The organism is Mesorhizobium sp. M4A.F.Ca.ET.090.04.2.1 (assembly GCF_003999085.1).
Taxonomy (GTDB): domain Bacteria; phylum Pseudomonadota; class Alphaproteobacteria; order Rhizobiales; family Rhizobiaceae; genus Mesorhizobium.
Genome location: NZ_RZOT01000038.1, coordinates 1 through 18415 on the forward strand (window position 1 = coordinate 1; position 18415 = coordinate 18415).

Genomic DNA, 18415 nt, shown 5'->3' on the forward strand with positions numbered 1-18415 from the left:
TCGCGTGTTCGTGCCCGCCAGGTAGCTCGACGCGATCAGTGCGTCGGCGGCCTTCGTGCGCCGCTGATAGGCGCGCAGAGCCTTGCTCCTCCATTCCACCGTCTTGTCCTCGTCGACATCGAGGCGCGCCCGCGTAACCGTGATCTCAGTGGTGCCGAAGGTCCCCGTCAGCGTGCGCGTCCGGCTGCCGTGGCGGTGGCCGGCGACACCGGTGGTCTCATCACTGGCGCGCCGCCGGCTGCCGGCCATAACGGGGACGGGCAAGCACCGCTTCCAACTCGGTCTCGAGCATCGTCTCGATGAAGCCGCGCACCCGCTCGCGCAGGCCAGCTTCGATCGGATCAAACCAGTTGTCGAAAAGATAGCTCGTCGCCTCATCCCCCGGATGAACGGCTTCGGCTTTCATGGTAGTCCTTGTCATGGCGTAGTCTCCTGTCCGGCACCGCAAGGCCGGATGATTCGAGGTTGACACCCCGGAGACTACGCCAACTCACAATTCCAACCACTCCCGCGACGGCACCTTGGCAGTCATCTGCTCGGCAACCAAATCGAGCGGGAATTCGCTCTTGCGGGACTTCTCGAAGAGGAGGCGGGTTCCGCGAACCCAAGTCATCACGACCACACGCCGGCGACAAGGATTGAGACCCAGCCGCCGTCGAGCACTTTCATGATGTTCGCCGAGAAGAAGCCGACATCGACCACCCCGAAGACGAGCGCAAGGCGAGCGCCGGGAGGAGCGTCCACCTCCAGATACGCCTCATCACGACGTGGAGCAGGATTGTCGTCACAACCATTTCGCCCGTGACCGATATGCCATAGGCTGACGGGAGGGCGCTGGACTCACCAAAGCCGATGACCGCAACATGACCGACCATGCGAGCAGCAGGTTGACGCGCGGCAGGTATATCTGCCCGAATTGCATTTCGGATGTATGCCGGATTTCGAAGCGCGGAAGCATGTTGAGCTGGACGGCCTGTCGCACAAGTGAATAAGCGCCGGAATCACGACCTGGCTGGCGATCACAGTTGCCGCCGTAGCCATCACCACCATCGGCACCAACGTCCAGCCGTGGTCATCTCGAAGAATGGATGTCAGATCGTCCCGCCTCGGGAAAGAACGAACGCGCCCTGCCCGAAATTGTTAAGCAGCAGGCACGGAAATGCGATCGCCAGCCAAGCCAGCACAATCGGCCGGCGGCCAAAATGACCGAGATCAGTGTAGAGCGCTTCAGCCCCGGTTACGGAAAGGCTCCGCGGGCGGCATACTGCCTTGCCGAAGGGGCCATAAATGCTGCGCATCTACACGGGCCAGAACGGCCATCTGACAGCAATTGACGGCTTGCCGGAGGCCGAAGCTCTCGGTGCTCTCTGGCTCGACCTCCTCAACCCGACTGTTGAGGAAGTGAAGCTTGTTAAGGCGCATCTGGCCATTGATATCCCGACGCGCGACGAGATGGCGGAAATCGAGTTGTCGGACCGTCTTTATCATGAAGACGGCGCCGAGTTCATGACGATCACCGCGGTCGCGAATATCGAGGGCGAGGACCCTGTCAAAGCGCCGGTTACCTTCGTTATCAAGGGCCAGACGCTCGTCACTGTCCGCCACGCCGAACCGAAGCCGTTCTTGATCTATGCGGCGAAAGCACAGCGTACTAGCGGCCCTCCCTGCACGTCCGGCGAATTGGTGATGCTGGGTCTGATCGAAGCGATCATCGACCGCGCGGCCGACACGCTTGAGCGCATCGGCGACGAGATTGATGCACTCTCACGCGAAATTTTTCGCAACACGTCTCCGAGCGCCTCGAAGAAAACACGCAACCTTCAATCCCTTGTCGAGCGAATCGGCCGGAAGGGTGAGCTGCTGACGAAAATTCAGGAGAGTCTCGTGAGCATCGCGCGGCTCGTCGCCTACCATAGCGCGAGTGACTCGACCAGCTGGGCAGTCGCGTCGTCCGGTCGCAAGTTGCAGAAGGAAATCCGGCAACGTATCAAGCTCGTCCAGCGCGATGCCACGTTCCTCAGCGACCATGCGACCTTCCTGTCCAACAAGATCAACTTCCTGCTGGACGCGACGCTGGGTCTCATCAATCTGGAGCAGAACCAGATCATCAAGATTTTCTCGGTCGCTGCCGTCGTGTTTTTGCCGCCGACGCTGGTTGCCTCGATCTACGGCATGAACTTCGATGCCATGCCCGAGCTAAAATGGCTTCTGGGCTATCCTTTTGCGCTGGGTCTGATGGTGCTCTCCGCCGTGGTTCCGTATCTCTTTTTCAAGCGGCGCGGTTGGCTGTGAAAGGAAATAGGCTGGTTCGGGGCGCTTACTGAAAGTCCCACTTCCCGGAGCGGTCGCGCAGCTCAGCGAATTCGACATCTTGACTATCGCACGACACGTTGGCCTCGAGGTTGAGCAGCTCAAGCGGGACATGGAAGACCGCGCCATCGAAAACGTCCTCGAGCGCAATTGCGCGCTCGCCAAGGAGCTGTACATCAACGTCACGCCGGCGTTGGTTCTCGGCGACGAAGTGATTTCAGGTGTGCTCAAGATTCACACGCTGGAACGCTTCGTCGCCAAAGAGCGAGAAGAAGCTAAGCGTCGTGCCGGATCACCAACTTCGGCATTTTGACAGCGTGGCGGCCGGTGCGATCCCGTTCTCTGGCCACGAGTGCCGCCTCTCGCGTCGGGCCAAATCTCTTATATGGCCCGGCAACGCGGTAGTGGGCGGACCAAGCCGTTCTATGCAGCGCACCAGACAAAGGGCAATGACCAAAGCCGTCCCGGACATCGCATCGGAGTTCAACGTCTTTGCACCAATGCCCAGCAATGGTCGCCGCGACAAACAACGCCTGCAAACGGGCGCTGTGAGCCGCCGTCGTTCAACGAAAGATCACCAACGGAGGTCCCGAGGAGGCCCCATGAATCGCTGCACATCAGCATTTGCAATTCTTGCTTTCGGCACGTTCTGCACATCGTCGACCATCGCCATGGCGGCGCATTCGACCACCTATTCAGCGCCCGACAAGAGCGTCGTGTTTCTTGGTGGCGTTGGCTACACCTGGCTAAAGGGCAACGAGCTTTTCTACGACGAAGTGGGCAATCGTATCAGCAAATTGATCTGGGAAACCGGCGCGCCGGTTCTGACCACCGGGCTAAAGGCCGAGGTCTGGAAGAACTGGACCATCTCAGCCAACGGCGTATTGCCGGACAGGATTGGTCGGATCAGTCAATCCACCCCGACACCCGCCTTGACCGCTACATCAACCTTGACATGGCAGCAGGCCCAGACTTCGTGATCAACGATGCCACGGTTATCAACCTTCATGGTGGCTTCAAATACACCAACATGAAGTGGAAGGCCTATGGCGGTTCGTACATATAGAGTGGGGACCGCTTCGGCTTTCGCGAGGATCGCGGCAAGTTCCCGGACGGCGAACCGGTCATCGATTACGAACAGCGCTATTTCGGCCTGTTCCTTGGCGCGAAAGCGACCACGACGCTCGGGAACTTGACGCTCTCGGGTCTGCTCCGCAGCGGCTTCACCGTTGATGCAAGCGCTGTTGACCATCACTGGCTGCGCGAGGAGGGGCGCGGCCTGCGATTTGAGGACGACCTCTTCACGGTGCCGTTCATCTCGGCCGGCGCCAAGATCGATTATCAGATGACCGACCGCGCCAGCGTCTTCCTGGCCGGCAATGTCGACAAATATTTTCGCAACAAAGGCTAGAAAACGGCCTACAGCATCGCGACCGGCGAACAAGGAACCCACAAGGATAGCGCTGGCATGGACTTCTATGCCTTGACCCTGTCGGCCGGCTTCAAGCTGACGTTTTAAGCGCAGTCATTTCTGACGCTGAGCACGTAAGACCATGCGTGCATTAAGGACGCACAATGCCTCTGCGCGCAATCCATTCAATCGCGGATATCCAAGCGGCGCCGACGTCGGCCAGAATCTCAGGATTGTCCGGGCGGTCCGCCAGGCCTGGTATGGCCGGCGTGGAGGTGTTGTCCGCCGGTCATCCCGTCGATTTTAAGGTCCCGACGGCCGTCTGGCACCGGTGCGCGAGCCGCCAGAAAAGCGTGGCCTTCCGCGCGATCCCGAAGCCACAAACCGTGAGAACCCGTGCGACACCGCCGCATCACGTCGTGTCGTGCATCGATGCCAAGCGGCTCGGCGTTGAGCTCGCCGCACGCCAGAATAAACTTGGCGCTCCTCAAGATTGCAGAGTCAGGCTAGTGGGTTGCGTCCCGCGGCGTCGTCTCCCAGCGTCAACCGGATCGTCTCGGCAATCTCCTCATCGGGCGCGCCGGGACGCGGTTCATCGTAAAGGCTATCGAGCCGCTGTTCGGCAAAGCGCCGACGCAATGTGCCCACTGTGTTGGGCGTTGCACCAAGGCGTAAGGCAATTTCCTTGTTCTACATCCTCTCGCTGGCCAGCAGCACTATCCGCGCCCGTCGCGGCAGGCCTTGCGCCGTGCCTCGACGCCGGACCAGACCCTCCAGTTCACTCGGCTCTGCTGCGGAGCCAGCGCCTTGAGCAGCGGCCAACCTGGACTCGTCCCGTCCTCGAAAAGCAAATTGTTACGCAGATGCTTGTCCACCCTGACCCGAGCCATCCTCCTGCACGCTTTCGCCGTTGCGCGCGACGAAGACCGCAACGCTTCATCGCGCTTGGCGTAGCGGCACCAGGGACCGCCCATCGAATGACTCATGCGAGGCATCTCAAGGCTGTCCGCGGTCCAGCGCCAGATCTCCGCCTCGCCCGAGGCGCGCAGAGCTGGCCGGTTGTGCAGGAGCCGTAGGCAATATTCGCCGTCCTTGTTCGGATGGGTAACGCTTGCGTCTCCCGTCGCATTCTACCTCGCTTTCCGAACGTAGCCGTGATGCGAACTCTTGCTGCATATAAAGTCGAATCAGGGGGATTTGGATCATACGATACGGAGGCTTGACTTTGGCAGTCGCTCTGCGACGTTACCTATATAAAGGTCGAAATGAGGTGATATGGCTCATGGATAGGCCACGGAGACCCGAATGACGGCAACGCATAAACGCACCTATTCGCGCTACGCGATGGAAGCGCTTGGCCTTTTCGGTAAGACCATCCGGCTGGGCCGGATGCAGCACCGGTTAACCGCACAGGAGTTAGCCGAGAGAATCGGTGTTTCACGCAGCACCCTGCAGCGCATCGAGAAGGGCGATCCCAAAGTCGAAATCGGACTGATGTTCGAAGCTGCTGCCATTGTCGGTGTGAAGCTGTTCGATGCGGACGGCAAGGGCATCACAGCCCTCACAGGCCGCATGGACGATCGCATCGCGCTGCTGCCGAAGCACGTCTACAAGGCCGGCAAGCAGATCGTCGATGAGTTCTAAGGTCCCCAAGTACGACGAAGCCTATGTCTGGGTCTGGCTGCCGGGCGAGACCGCGCCGGTTGTCGCCGGGCGGCTATATGCCCATGACGGACTCGTCAGCTTCAACTATGGCAGGAGCTTTCGTGAACTGGGCAGCGCGATCCCGCTTTATCTCCCGGAACTGCCCCTGAAGGCAGGCGAATTGCCTTTGCTTCCTGGCCTAACCATGCCGGGATGCATCCGCGATGCTGCCCCCGATGCCTGGGGACGACGGGTTATCCTAAACCGCAAATTCGGTGTGAAGGGCGATGAAATCGCGCGGCTCGATATTTCAGAACTGACGTTCCTGCTGGAATCAGGCTCGGACCGCATCGGCGCGCTCGATTTTCAGTTTTCGCCCACGAATTACGAGCCGCGCGCACTGGCCAATGCCACTCTCGAAGAGCTTGTCCAATCGGCGGAGCGGGTAGAAAAAGGTATTCCGCTCACCCCCGAATTAGATCAGGCGCTGCATCACGGCAGCTCGATCGGCGGCGCAAGGCCAAAGGCGCTGATCGAGGACGACGCCATCAAGCATGTCGCGAAATTTTCCTCGTCTGCCGACCTTTACAGCGTCGTCAAAGGAGAATTCATAGCCATGCGGCTTGCCGCCTTGTGCGGCATCAGAGCGGCATCCGTCTCGCTTGTTCGCGCCGCAGGCAAGGACGTGTTGCTCGTCGAGCGATTCGACCGGATCAAGGTCACGGGCGGCTGGCAACGCAAATCCATGGTCTCAGCGCTGACGATGCTCGCGCTCGATGAGATGATGGCGCGTTACGCCAGCTACCAGGATTTGGCGGAGATCATTCGCCACCGATTCACCGCGCCGTCGGAAACTCTGCGCGAGTTGTTCAGCCGCATTGTCTTCAACATACTTTGCGGCAACACCGACGATCATGCCCGCAACCATGCGGCATTCTGGGACGGGGCTAAGCTCACCCTCACGCCTGCTTACGATATTTGTCCGCAGGCCCGCAGTGGCCAGGAGGCCAGCCAGGCCATGCTCATCAGCGGCAATAACCGCATGAGCCGGATCGCGTCCTGCCTTGAAGCCGCGCATCACTTCCTGCTCAGCGCGCCGGAAGCTCTTGCGATTGTTGAAGGCCAGCTCCGATGCATTGCGAAGAATTGGCCGCGTGTCAGCGAGGAAGCTACGCTATCCGGCACAGATCGCAATCTGTTCTGGGGCCGACAGTTCCTCAATCCCTACGCTTTTACGGCGCTGGAAGGGAGCGCCGACGTTCTCCGCGCTCTGGCTGACGAACTACGCAACAGTGTTCACGCCTGATCCGGCGCTGGATTTCGGACAAGCTCGGCAAGCGCAAGACGCCCACAATATGGACAATCCTTGCCGTGCCAGCACGAAGTCATGAACACACGGCTCTTCGACAGCGACAACGTGCACTGCGGAGAGATGTGGAGCTGACACCGCAAGAGCCCACAGACGGTATCCCCGCGGTCACGGCCGTCTTGCTGAGGTAGGCTGAAGGCTGCAAGTCCTAGTGCAAGCACTAGGAGTAGCCCTGTGACGAAGCATCAGATTGAAGTGATCACGTCGGTCGAGCGGCGCCGGCGCTGGTCTCGGGAGGATAAGGAGCGGCTGGTCGCGGCGACGTTTGAGCCTGGGGCTAGTGTTTCCGAGACCGCGCGATCGGCTGGCATTCATGTGAGCCAGCTTTTCCGGTGGCGCAAGGAACTCTGCCAGATCTCCGCGCCGTCCGTGCCGCAACTCGTTGCCGTGGAAGTCGTCGAGGCGCTGCCAGCGCCGCAATCGCCAGCGCAGCCACCGCCGATCTCCAGACCGCGCAAGAAGAGCAGCATGGTGTCGATCGAGCTTGGCGGCGCCCGCCGCCTGCGGGTCGAGAGTGATATCGATAGCGAGGCGCTCGGCCGGATCCTGGATGTGCTGGAGCGGCGATGATCTCGATCCCGAGCGGCGTTAAGGTGTGGCTCGCCACTGGCTATACCGATATGCGCAAGGGCTTCCCGGGCCTGTCGCTGATGGTGCAGGAGACATTGAAGCGCGATCCGCACACCGGTTACCTGTTCTGTTTCCGCGGGCGGCAGGGTGACTTGATCAAGGTGATCTGGCATGACGGCCAGGGTGCCTGCCTGTTCACGAAGAAGCTCGAGCGTGGCCGGTTCATCTGGCCATCGGCCGATGGCACGGTGGTGATCACGCCCGCGCAGCTCGGCTATTTGCTAGAAGGCATCGACTGGCGGATGCCGCAAAAAACCTGGCGTCCGAGCTCGGCGGGATGAGCAAAACCGCTGGCTTGGCGGGAGCGAATATGATTCCATCGCGCCATGACCGATGTGGCCGATCAGCTTCCCGGTGACCTTGCCAGTGCGCACGCGATGATCCTCGCCGAGCGTGCGGCCCGCCGTGAGGCGCAAGCGCTCGCCGCTCGCGCGCAAGCCTTGAACTCGCACTCCGATGTGCTGATCGCGCGGCTCAGGCTGGAGATAGAGAAGCTGAAGCGCGAGATCCATGGCAGCCGCTCCGAACGCAAGGCCAGGCTTCTCCAACAGATGGAATTGCAACTTGAGGAGTTGGAAGCCGACGCCAGCCAGGACGAATTGGCGGCGGAACTGACAGCGCGGTCATCGACAGTCCGAGCTTTCGAGCGCAAGCGCCCGTCGCGCAAGCCCTTTCCCGACCATCTGCCACGTGAGCGCGTGGTCATCGCCGCACCCCGGAACTGCCCGTGCTGCGGCTCGGGCAGGCTGGCCAAGCTTGGCGAGGACATTACCGAGACGCTGGAGGTGATCCCGCGCCAGTGGAAGGTGATCCAGACCGTGCGCGAGAAGTTCACCTGCCGTGAATGCGAGAAGATCTCGCAGCCGCCGGCGTCCTTCCATGTGACGCCGCGCGGCTTTGCCGGACCGAACCTTTTGGCGATGGTCCTGTTCGAGAAGTTCGCCCAGCATCAACCGCTGAACCGGCAGAGCGAGCGCTATGCCCGCGAGGGCGTCGACCTCAGCCTGTCGACGCTTGCGGACCAGGTCGGCGCTTGTGCCGTGGCGCTGAAGCCGGTGCACGCGCTAATCGAGGCGCATGTGCTTGCCGCTGATCGTCTCCATGCCGACGACACGACCGTGCCGATCCTGGCGAAGGGCAAGACCGATACAGGCCGCATCTGGACCTATGTCAGGGATGACCGGCCGTTCGGCGGGCAATCGCCACCGGCGGCGCTCTACTATGCTTCGCGCGATCGGCGGCAGGAGCATCCGAGCGTCATTTGAGGAACTTCACCGGCATTCTGCAGGCCGATGCCTATGGCAGTTACAATCCGCTGTTCAAGGTGGACCGCGATCCCAGTCCGCTGACCCAGGCGCTGTGCTGGGCGCATGCGCGCCGCAAGTTCTTCGTACTTGCCGACATCGCCGCCAATGCCAAGCGTGGCAAGAACGCCGCGCCGATCTCACCGATCGCGCTCGAGGCGGTCAAACGCATCGACGCCCTGTTTGGTATCGAGCGCGACATCAACGGACTCGTCTCCGACGAACGTCTGCAACGACGGCAGGAAAGCCGTCTTATCGCCACCGAACTTGAGGCCTGGATGCGGGCAGAGCGGGCAAGACTGTCGCGCAGCTCTCCGGTCGCCGAGCCAATCGACTATATGCTGAAGCGCTGGGAAGGATTCACGACCTTCCTCGGCGATGGCCGGATTTGCCTCACCAACAACGCGGCCGAACGCGCGCTGCGTGGTTTTGCTCTGGGCAGGAAAGCTTGGCTATTTGCAGGCTCCGATCGAGGTGCCGATCGGGCCGCCTTCATGGCGACGCTGATCAACACCGCCAAGCTCAACGGCATCGATCCGCAGGCATGGCTTGCCGACGTCCTCGCCTGCATCGCCGACACGCCGATCACGCAGATCGAGGACTTGCTCCCGTGGAATTGGAGCCTTCTGACGGCCGCAGCGGATAAGGCTGCCTGATCTGGGCCTACAAATAAACGAGGCCGTCAGATGAGATATCGCAACTCCGCTCTTTACACCCTCAAATATGTGGCCGAGATGCTCGAAGAAGACGAAGACTTTTTGCGCGATTGCTCGATCGAGATGTTCTCGGAAGACGGTTGCCTGAGCGCCTACGACGGCTATCCCGCATCCGAATTAAGCGAACCTATCGTTGTCTTCACCGAAGACGGCATCGACAACCTTCGGCATATCGTCGACGAGCGCAGGGCTGCGGGTCACGCACCGCCGAAACCTAGCGCAGAAAACCGTCGCCCGAAATCATAGTCACCGCGGCCCTGGCCGAATGGTTACCACAGACGCGCGACTTCCCACGATACAACTCCACATAACTGAGCGTCTACAAGCGCTGCAGGCAGCGTAACATCCCGCCATCATAGCGATGATTGTCTGATCTTTTGCCGATGACATCACGTCGGGGAAAGACTTGTTCGAGCGCTTGCCGCTTCATATCGATACCGGCCCGGGCGTAGCGCACGTTACGTTCAGCCCCGAGTGGCTAGCCATTGACTGATGGTGGCTATGTCAACACCCGCCTTGACAAGGTGGATGGCCGTCGTGTGCCGCAAAGAGCGGTGATGGATGCTTTTTTCCGCCAGGGTGGTTCCTTCCCCCGCAGCCATATCAACATGTTTGCGCAGCAAGTATCGAACACCGAACCGGGTCAGCGGTGTGCCGCGGTCGTTGAGAAAGCCCCTTTGCTCGGCGGGACAGGGCGATACCAGACGAAGGTCACAAATTCGAAGATTCAGGATTTCCTGAACTCGTGCATCCGTATTGAACATCAGCGAGAACAGTGCGTAATCCCGCTCCAGAAGGCGTGCGGCGGTCGATACGCGCCAGGACGCTCTTGATTTCGGGCTCTTCGAGATATTCGACAGGTGCCACCCGCGCGCCCTCTTGAAGGGAAGTGTCACCACCAGTTGCAGCGTATCCATATATTCGGGGTGCTCCGAGATCAGGAACCGCGCAAGGTATGCATCGCCGCCAGCCTTGCATTGCGGGTCGCAACTGCCACGCTCGACCTCAAGTGACGTGAGAAAGCTGCCGATCCTGTCGGTATTGATGTCGGAGACCGCTTCTTTCAAGAATATCTTCCCGCTCTCCGCGGCATGAGCCCGTGGCATGCTTCGGCCCAATGCTGTGGATTGACGTCAGGTAGTGCATTGATTTTTCGTGGAATGAGGACCCTGTTTAAGGGGTGCTTTTCGTCCAAACGGGACCCCTTAACGATGGGGTCATCAAGATGCCTCCGGCTTGATCGGAGGCATTTGTGTTTTGGATGTTGGTTTTGGAGACGATTGCAAAGATACGTCGGCTGTCGCTGGTCCAGGGGAAGTCGAGCAAGGCGAGCTGAAGATCTCGCGCAAGGTGGTGCGCAAGGTCTTGCGTTCTGAGGAGACGGAGTTCCGCTACGAGCGCAAGCACCAGCCCTATCCCCGCATGGGAGCCTGGCGTGAGACGCTGGACCGGCTGCTGTCGGCGAATGCGGCCAAGCCGCAGCGGGAGCGGCTGACGCTGATCCGTATTTTCGAGGAGCTTCGCGGCCTCGGCTATGACGGCAGCTACAGTTCGGGGTGGCGGCATGCTCAGAGCTGGGCGGCGGATCGCGGCAGCGCCGTGGCCGAGGGCTACATTCCGCTGAGTTTTGCACCTGGCGAGGCCTACCAGTTCGACTGGAGTCACCGAGATCGTCCTGCTCGACGGCGTGACGGTGACAGTGAAGGTCGCGCACATGCGGCTCTGCCACAGCCGCATGTTCTTCGTGAGGGCCTATCCGCGCGAGACGCAGGAGATGGTGTTCGACGCGCATGACCGGGCGTTCGCCTTCTTCCGTGGCGCCTGCACGCGCGGCATCTACGACAACATGAAGACGGCGGTGGACGCGATCTTCATCGGCAGGGATCGCCGCTACAACCGCCGCTTTGCGCAGATGTGCGGGCATTACCTTGTCGAGCCGGAGGCCTGCACACCGGCGGCCGGCTGGGAGAAGGGGCAAGTCGAGAACCAGGTCGGGCTGGTGCGCGAGCGCTTCTTCACACCGAGGCTGCGCTTCAAGACGTTGGAGGATCTCAACGGCTGGCTGGCCGACAAATGCGTTGCCTAATGCCAAGGCGCGTCGGCATCCCGAACAGGGTGAGCGCACGATCTGGGACGTACTCGAAGAAGAACGCGCCAGCTTCATTCCCTATGCCGGTCGCTTCGACGGCTACCATTGCATTCCCGCGTCGGTGTCGAAAACCTGCACGGTGCGCTTCGACAACAACAAATACTCGGTGCTGTCGAGTGCCGTCGGTCGGCCGGTCGAGATCCATGCTTATGCCGACCGCATCGTCATCCGCCAGGATGGCGCGGTCGTCGGCGAGCACGCACGCTCTTTCGGCCGCAACGAGGTCGTCTACGATCCCTGGCACTACGTGCCGGTGATGGCCCGCAAACCGAACGGCCTGCGCAACGGCGCGCCTTTCCGGGAATGGGTTCTGCCATCAGCCATGGAGAAGGTGCGCCGCAAGCTAGGGGCGGCCGATGACGGCGACCGGCAGATGGTGTCGATCCTCACCTGCGTTCTGACCGACGGATTGAGCGCGGTCGAGAGCGCCTGCCAGGAAGCGCTCGAGCATGGCGTCTGTTCGGCGGCGGTGATCCTCAACATCCTGGCCCGCAGCCGCGATCCGGCGCCGGGCACGATCCTTTCCATTCCCCAGGCGCTGACCCTAGCTCACGAGCCGGTCGCCGACTGCGCCAGCTATGACAGTCTCAGGAGGACAAACGGAAACGCACCGAGGTTCTGGAACTGATGGGGGCGCTGAAGCTCTACGGAATGCGCAGCGCCTATGACGAGATCATGGGCGTCGCCATCAAGCGACGGCACGAGCCGCCCAGGATTGTCGGTGATCTCTTGCAAGCCGAGATATCGGAGAAGCAGGCCCGCTCCATCAAATACCAGTTCGCCGTCGCCAAGTTGCCGCTGGCCAAGGACATCGACGACTTCGACTTCGCCGACACGCCGGTCACCGAACCCCTGATGCGCGATCTCGCCCGGCGGCGCCTTCGTCGCCGATCAGCGCAACATCGTCCTGGTCGGCCGCCTTCACGGGTCACCCAACTCGCGCGGAAGGTCGACCGCATTGCGACGGGCGCGTGTCGACTTCCCAACAATGTCAGACAGGAGACACAACGCTATCGGAGCGATCGCATTGTCCGAAACGATTTTCCCAGTTGGCACGACGATTGCGGTCCTATGCGCAAAAGCAAACTAGACCTGAGAGCCGCACCGCATGAATGTAGCCTCCCAATATCTCCCGTTTGTGGCGCACCACGAAGCCGGGCACGCGGTGGCCGCCATCGTTTTGAACCGTCAGATGTTCGACGACGACCGTAAACTCCCTGCTTTCTCAAGTGTTAGTATTTACCCCGACCCCGGTGACGGAGATTACCGTGGTGTTGTCGAAGGCGCGGGTTTTATTCAGCGCAAGGATTCACCTCGAAGCGAAAGCCGATTTTCGAGGACGATATGGATCGATATTTGGAACGCGATTGTGCGATCCGGGAGATAGTTACGTGTCTGGCAGGTCCTTTTGCAGAATCCGCATTCGAAGGCTATCTGGACCCGTTCGATATGGCGATGAATGCGTCCGACGAGAATGAGGGGAGCAGCGACTACGCGGATGCCAAGCGAATCTATGGTGAGTTGCGGTTCCTGATGCCGCGCCGCCCCGATTGGGGGCGGATCGAAGATCGCACGGCCCGGCTAGTACTCGATCACAGGTCGGCCATCGAAGCATTGGCCGCGCATTTGCTGGTCAAGCATGATCTCCAATTCGATGAGGCTCTGATGATTGTTGCGCCGCATCTTCCGCCCATGCCAGCAGCTACGCCGCCAGAGCGTCCATTTCCGAAGCCTGCTTGATCAGCCATTCGATGTGATTTGACCACATCTGCAACACCTCGCGCTTCTCCTTGACGTAGGTATAGAGATTGTGGATTTCGCCTATGTCTGTCAGGGACGCTGCCTTGTGATTCAGTATGTGCTCGATGACGTGTGGCAATACCTGCCGCCTGCCGAGATTTGTCGCGAGCGTCCTGCGCAGATCGTGAAGGGTCCAGTTCTCCAAAGCCGTTGCCCCTCGCAGGGAAAACAAATGTGTCATTGGTCTTCGGTACCGACTGGGGGACCGACACCGCCAGTGTGGACAGCGGAATAAGCGTAGGCTCTTCGTTCTTCGTGCGGTCCGCCGATAGGTCCCATGTTCCGGCTTCAAGGTTGAGTTCAGACCAACGCATCGCGGCAACTTCCGTACGCCTCTGTCCGGTCAGCATGAGCAGCTTGACGATGGAGCCGAACGAATAGCCGATATCGCCCGGTTCGGGCTCACAGCCCGTCCATATAGCCGCCAGTTCGGCATCGTTCACCACTCGCTTGCGCTTGACGATCGGGGCCGGATTTTCCAATTCCTCGCGGGGAAACCGCGATGAGCCGTTGCGGCGGTTTGCGACACCAGTTGAAAATGCCCGCATATACCAGAAGGCCGTGTTAGCCGCTTGCGGGTGACCCCCGGCGACGATCTTATTGGTGATGTTAGCAATGTCGGTGTCGGTCACATGGTGGATAGAGCGACTCCCGAGGGCAGGCACAAGATACCGGTTCAGGCTGGCCTCGACCAGTTCCCCAGGAATCCCATTCTGCCTTGCCGGTCTTTGCAAAGCCCGCTCCCTTGCATTCGCGCCGATCGGCCGACCCCGTTCGAGAAAGGGCGTGATATGGTCGGCGGCATGCAGAATCCGGGTGGCGCGGCTGGTCCGGTTGGACGCGGTCTGATCGAGGAAGCCAGCCGGAATGCCGGCGGCTCGTGCGGGAAGGGCGTTCATGAGACGGTCCTGTCGGGCGAGCGGTTTGGGGGCACGATCACCATAGTTGATCAGCTTCCCGAGTGGGGCATTCTCGTAAATGTCGCTTGCGGACATATGTTTGCTCTTTGTCCAGAAACAGAAAGGCCCGATGGGACGGCCGGCCCAGGGCGGTGTTTTGAGGGTCGTTACTTGGCGGCCTGGAGGTGATCGCCGTCGCCGTCCTCGGTATCGTCAGCGCTGATCTGCGCCTGATCGGCAAGGAAGGCTGGCAGTTCCGATGGAGCTATGCTGGAATTTGGGTGACGAGGCTGATCAAGCGGCGCTCTGCGGCTTCGTTTCGATGACCTCGATTCCGTCCAGGAACCTGGCACCTGCGATGAGTTTCGGCAACTGATTTTGTCCTTTCAATCGTCGCCACGTCCTGGCCGCGGCCATGACCAGCTTGAAGACCATCATCTGGGCGGTTGTCGAGGATAGCGAGCCCTTGGTACGCACCGTGCGGTGGCGAACGGTCGCAAAGACGCTTTCGATGGGATTGGACCTTCGCAGATGATCCCAGTGTTCGGCGGGGAAATCGTAGAACGCCAGCGACGCATTCTGATCCTTCGTCAGGCAGTCGACCGCCTTAGCATACGCCTCGGCTTCCATCTCGATCGCCTGCGCAAGCAATTTGCGCGCGCCGCTGCGAAGTACATCCGTCAGGGTATCACCGATTTCGTCGGGCTGACGAAGGCGAACAATGTTGACAGTCTCGTTCATGGCGTATCGCTCTCCTTGAGAGGTTCTGGCAGGCTTCATCACCCGCCTCGATACGCCGCTCTCCTCAAACCGTCATCACCCAGTTTCCGCCATAGCTCCCCCCTGATTGGTCCGCTTCACCTGTGCAACTGCACAGGCTGCCATAGCGGGCAGATTGGCCTCCAATGGCGAAAACTTGCCGCAGGAGACCCTCCGATGACCGTGCCTATGGCGCCGCCGCTACGACAACTTGCCGACAAGCAGCGTGCGATCCACTGCCGCGCTACTGCGCCTTCAAGGGACGTCTGGATCGCGACGCAGGAGCCGATGACCGTTAAGGAATCAATTCCCTTGGCGTGCTCAGGTCGCGCTGGCCGTCGCTGTGCCCGTTCGACGGTCTGGTGGCAATTTGGGCACATCTTGTGTCGTCGCCAGTGCCAATGCCGCACGCTTCAACAAAAAGGTGCCTTCGACGTCTGCTGCCTTCGCCGGTGCTTTGCGAAGTGGCATAATGTTTCGACGCACGCAGGCGCGGGCAGGGGGTGTCAGTCATGAATCTCCTGACTGGCGCGGATCAGGCCGATTGGCGGGATGAAAGATCATACGACTACACCGCTGGCCTGACGCTGCGGGAGTGGGCTTGGGAGTTCTTACGCCGCAACCCGGCGTTCCAGCGCGATCTGACCGCTGCGCGCCAGCATTGCAAGACTTGGTCTCTCCGACCCTTTCTCGATATGGTCGCGTCGGCCGGCGACCTGTCACGCTGGGGTGTTCTGTTTCGCGGAGTCTTGTGGCCGCGCTTCGGTCGTATTCTGGTGTCCGCTCTGGTGCGTCCATGTGCTGCCGCTCATTGCGGAACGGTTGCCTGCCTCGTCGCCGACACCGCCGTTCGAACTCTCGGCATTGCCCTGTCGTGCAACCGTCCTGCAGGCGCCCGACAAGAGCCAGCATGTTCTTCTTCGCAATGCGGACCACGCGCTGCAGCTCGCCGTCTCGGGCGCGAATATCCTCCACCCTGTTTGCCTGCATACGCAAGCCATCTGGCCCGCGGTGCTTTTAAAGCATCGACTGAGGGGACTGGAGTGCCTCAATGCTCTCAGTCTAGGGCAACATTTGCCCCCCCGCTTGTTTGCGCCGGAAAAGCGCGGCGTCCGTTTGTCCTTCGTTCTTCGTGCGCTCGACGGTTCGCTCGCCGGAGCACCACATCGCGAGCTCGCCGAAGTTCTCATCGGTCAACGGCGCGTCCATGCCGACTGGGCGGATCCTCGCGATCATCTGCGCGACCGCATCCGTCGGGCCGTCTCGCGTGGCCGCGCGCTCATGAATGGTGGCTACAGAGATTTCCTAATTTGAAATGCGACAGTCCGCGCTGTGCGTCAGTGGATGAACGTTCGCTCGCAGCTGACCCGTCACCAACAGTTCGCCCGCCGACAGATCTGCATGGCGCCTTGCGGGTACGCTCTGGTCAGGCGTCGGCCGACGCCACAATGACATCGGTGAAGTTGCCAAGGCGGTGGTTCATTAGGGCCGGCCTCGACCTGAACCCACATCAGTGGTCGGAAAGCGGCGTGCACCGCAATGTCGCCATAGCAGCCAAGATCCTTTGAGTCCGGACCTGCAGTCCTGTTGGACCGGCGGGTGCAACAATATGGAGGGATTTGAGACCTCACACTGTCCCCTGGACCGACAGCTCGGTCAGACATCGCACTCACCGCTTGATTATGGAAATGGTGTGCCTGTAGTACAGCGGGTAGCGCTTGCTGCGCACTGTCCTAAGAATAGCAATCATGACCCGTCTGGGGATCTGCAACACGACGATCCAACCGCTTGGGCATTGTCGCATATCCCACAATGTAGAGTGCGCAACAGGGCAAAAGCTGATCCATCGGCGGTTTATCAATGCTTTTTGGCTTGGCACGGCACATGCAACGCAATCGGCAAAAGGCGCACGAACTGAGTGGCCCCATCGGCCCTAGGAGCGCTGACTTATGCCCTCCCAAGGCATGTCCGGCCCGGCAGCGAGCTCAGTCTCCTGCCGGGCATCCGTGTTTCAGGTCAACGGCGTTTGGAACTTCAAATTAGGTGGCGGCATTGACCGCAGGCCGCCCCCGGTGGGCGGCCGGTGGGCGGAGAGACAGTGCAGCAGGTTTCAAATCCCGCCCATGCAGAGATATTTCATTTCCAGATAGTCCTCGAGGCCATGGCGGGAACCCTCCCGCCCGATGCCGGATTGCTTCATGCCGCCAAACGGTGCCGCCTCCGAGGACATGCGTCCCGTGTTTATGCCAACCATGCCATATTCCAGAGCCTCTGCCACACGCCAGACCCGCTTCATGTTGGAGGCATAGAAGTATGCGGCGAGGCCGTAAATCGTGTCATTGGCCTCGCGCACGACCTGATCCGCATCGTTGAAGCGAATGATCGGCGCCAGCGGCCCGAATGTCTCCTCTTGCGCGACTGCCATGACGCTGGAAATCTCGGTGAGGACCGTGGGTTTGAAAAACGTGCCATTCTTGCCGATACGTTGGCCCCCGCATCGTATTGTGCCGCCTTTCGCAATGGCATCTGCGATGTGAGACTCTATCTTGGCCAGAGCATGCCTGTCGATGAGCGGTCCGATGTCCACTCCGGCATCGAATCCGTCGCCAACCGACAAGTGCCGGACTTTCTCCACGAATTTCTTGACGAACTCATCGTGAACGCTCGATTGGACGTAAATACGGTTCGCCGAAACGCAGGTCTGGCCGGCATTGCGAAACTTCGCCTGGATCGCACCGTCAACAGCAGCGTCGATGTCGGCATCATCGAAGATGATGAAAGGTGCGTTGCCGCCGAGCTCAAGGCTAACCTTCTTGATCTGGTCAGAGCACTGACGCATCAGCAGCCGCCCGACCTCGGTCGAACCGGTGAAGCTGATCTTGCGGATCTTGGAATTGGTGCAGAGTTCACGGCCGACGCGATCACCTTCGGACGCATAGATCAGGTTGACCACGCCATCGGGAAAGCCGGCCTGATGGGCAAGGGCGAACATTGCGCCAGCCACGAGCGGCGTCTGTTCAGCGGGCTTGAGCACGATCGTGCAGCCCGCAGCCAAGGCCGGCGAGATTTTGCGCGCCACCATGGAGGCCGGGAAATTCCATGGCGTGATCGTGCCAACAACGCCGATGGGCTGCTTGATCACTAGCATTCGGCGGTCTGTCGAGGGTGCCGAGATCGTCTCGCCATAGACGCGATTGGCCTCCTCGGCATACCATTGCAGATACGCCGCCGCATGCGATACCTCTGACATGGCTTCGGCAAGCGGCTTGCCCATTTCCGCAGTCAGAATCGCGGCGAGATCGCCTGCATGGTCGATGATCAGCTGATGCCATCGCCAAAGAACGTCGCTACGCTCTCGGGCAGTCAACGCGGCCCATCCCGACTGCGCAACATAGGCCTTGTCTACCGCAGCACGTGTCTCCTC

At 60.5% G+C, this 18415-nt stretch carries 14 protein-coding genes and 5 pseudogenes; 12 read left to right on the forward strand and 7 right to left on the reverse strand.

The genetic code is table 11. The features are described 5' to 3' along the window. Both EN781_RS35125 and EN781_RS04935 read right to left on the reverse strand, forming a co-directional pair. Positions 1–421 (reverse strand): annotated as a pseudogene (locus EN781_RS35125) (transposase); the annotation flags it as partial. Between the two features lie 117 nt (positions 422–538). After that, a pseudogene (locus EN781_RS04935) lies at positions 539–1247 on the reverse strand (KUP/HAK/KT family potassium transporter); the annotation flags it as partial. A gap of 40 nt (positions 1248–1287) precedes the next feature. On the opposite strand from EN781_RS04935, the gene EN781_RS04940 reads away from it, so the two are divergent. The 3 genes from EN781_RS04940 to EN781_RS35130 all read left to right on the forward strand — a co-directional run bounded on the left by EN781_RS04940 (position 1288) and on the right by EN781_RS35130 (position 3290). Further along, on the forward strand, positions 1288–2292 hold the full coding sequence (locus EN781_RS04940) for a magnesium transporter CorA family protein (protein WP_029354811.1): 1005 nt from the start codon (positions 1288–1290) through the stop codon (positions 2290–2292). A 79-nt stretch (positions 2293–2371) separates the two neighbouring features. Continuing rightward, positions 2372–2623: a DsbA family protein gene (locus EN781_RS04945; protein WP_245492543.1), complete on the forward strand. Its 252-nt coding sequence runs from the start codon at positions 2372–2374 to the stop codon at positions 2621–2623. Between the two features lie 136 nt (positions 2624–2759). Then, positions 2760–3290 carry a hypothetical protein gene (locus EN781_RS35130; RefSeq protein ID WP_236370649.1) on the forward strand — a complete coding sequence of 177 codons (531 nt, stop codon included), beginning with the start codon at positions 2760–2762 and terminating at the stop codon, positions 3288–3290. On the opposite strand, the gene EN781_RS35775 is transcribed toward EN781_RS35130, so the two are convergent. Next, on the reverse strand, positions 3221–3754 hold the full coding sequence (locus EN781_RS35775; protein ID WP_245500214.1) for a hypothetical protein: 534 nt from the start codon (positions 3752–3754) through the stop codon (positions 3221–3223). The genes EN781_RS35130 and EN781_RS35775 overlap by 70 nt on opposite strands. Before the next feature lie 1272 nt (positions 3755–5026). Here EN781_RS35775 and EN781_RS04955 point away from each other — a divergent pair. From EN781_RS04955 to EN781_RS04980, 6 genes are all read left to right on the forward strand, one after another. Next, the gene (locus tag EN781_RS04955; protein ID WP_029354813.1) at positions 5027–5365 is read left to right on the forward strand and encodes a helix-turn-helix transcriptional regulator; all 339 of its coding nucleotides are present in this window, start codon (positions 5027–5029) and stop codon (positions 5363–5365) included. Continuing rightward, on the forward strand, positions 5355–6671 hold the full coding sequence (locus EN781_RS04960) for a HipA domain-containing protein (protein WP_095521246.1): 1317 nt from the start codon (positions 5355–5357) through the stop codon (positions 6669–6671). Before EN781_RS04955 ends, EN781_RS04960 begins: the two co-directional genes overlap by 11 nt. A 237-nt stretch (positions 6672–6908) precedes the next feature. Next, positions 6909–7304, forward strand: coding sequence for a transposase (locus tag EN781_RS04965; protein ID WP_164891872.1), 396 nt, complete (start codon positions 6909–6911; stop codon positions 7302–7304). Continuing rightward, positions 7301–7645, forward strand: coding sequence for an IS66 family insertion sequence element accessory protein TnpB (tnpB, locus tag EN781_RS04970; protein WP_127284559.1), 345 nt, complete (start codon positions 7301–7303; stop codon positions 7643–7645). The genes EN781_RS04965 and tnpB overlap by 4 nt, the downstream gene beginning before the upstream one ends. Before the next feature lie 96 nt (positions 7646–7741). After that, a protein-coding gene (locus EN781_RS04975; protein ID WP_245492544.1) for an IS66 family transposase occupies positions 7742–9324 on the forward strand; the annotation gives its coding sequence in 2 pieces (ribosomal slippage) (positions 7742–8618 and positions 8618–9324; 1584 coding nt in all). A gap of 30 nt (positions 9325–9354) precedes the next feature. Further along, positions 9355–9630 carry a hypothetical protein gene (locus tag EN781_RS04980; RefSeq protein WP_095521249.1) on the forward strand — a complete coding sequence of 92 codons (276 nt, stop codon included), beginning with the start codon at positions 9355–9357 and terminating at the stop codon, positions 9628–9630. 218 nt (positions 9631–9848) lie between these two features. On the opposite strand, the gene EN781_RS04985 is transcribed toward EN781_RS04980, so the two are convergent. Then, complete coding sequence (locus tag EN781_RS04985) at positions 9849–10451, reverse strand: hypothetical protein (protein WP_164892053.1); 603 nt, start codon at positions 10449–10451, stop codon at positions 9849–9851. A gap of 194 nt (positions 10452–10645) precedes the next feature. On the opposite strand from EN781_RS04985, the pseudogene istA reads away from it, so the two are divergent. Together istA and EN781_RS04995 are read left to right on the forward strand one after the other, a co-directional pair. Continuing rightward, positions 10646–12201 (forward strand): annotated as a pseudogene (gene istA / locus EN781_RS04990) (IS21 family transposase). Next, a pseudogene (locus EN781_RS04995) lies at positions 12161–12449 on the forward strand (ATP-binding protein); the annotation flags it as partial. The pseudogenes istA and EN781_RS04995, both read left to right, overlap by 41 nt. A 676-nt stretch (positions 12450–13125) precedes the next feature. Here the strand turns inward: EN781_RS04995 and EN781_RS05005 are convergent. Both EN781_RS05005 and EN781_RS35780 read right to left on the reverse strand, forming a co-directional pair. Continuing rightward, positions 13126–14328 carry a site-specific integrase gene (locus tag EN781_RS05005; RefSeq protein WP_127399828.1) on the reverse strand — a complete coding sequence of 401 codons (1203 nt, stop codon included), beginning with the start codon at positions 14326–14328 and terminating at the stop codon, positions 13126–13128. A gap of 198 nt (positions 14329–14526) precedes the next feature. Continuing rightward, a pseudogene (locus EN781_RS35780) lies at positions 14527–15114 on the reverse strand (transposase); the annotation flags it as partial. Positions 15115–15789: 675 nt separating this feature from the next. Between EN781_RS35780 and EN781_RS05015 the strand changes: the two are divergent. Beyond that, positions 15790–16305 carry a DUF2285 domain-containing protein gene (locus EN781_RS05015; protein ID WP_236370644.1) on the forward strand — a complete coding sequence of 172 codons (516 nt, stop codon included), beginning with the start codon at positions 15790–15792 and terminating at the stop codon, positions 16303–16305. A 796-nt stretch (positions 16306–17101) separates the two neighbouring features. Here EN781_RS05015 and EN781_RS05020 read toward each other — a convergent pair. Beyond that, positions 17102–18415, reverse strand: a 1314-nt coding sequence (locus EN781_RS05020) for an NAD-dependent succinate-semialdehyde dehydrogenase (RefSeq protein WP_145965447.1), incomplete at its 5' end; no start/stop codon positions are given.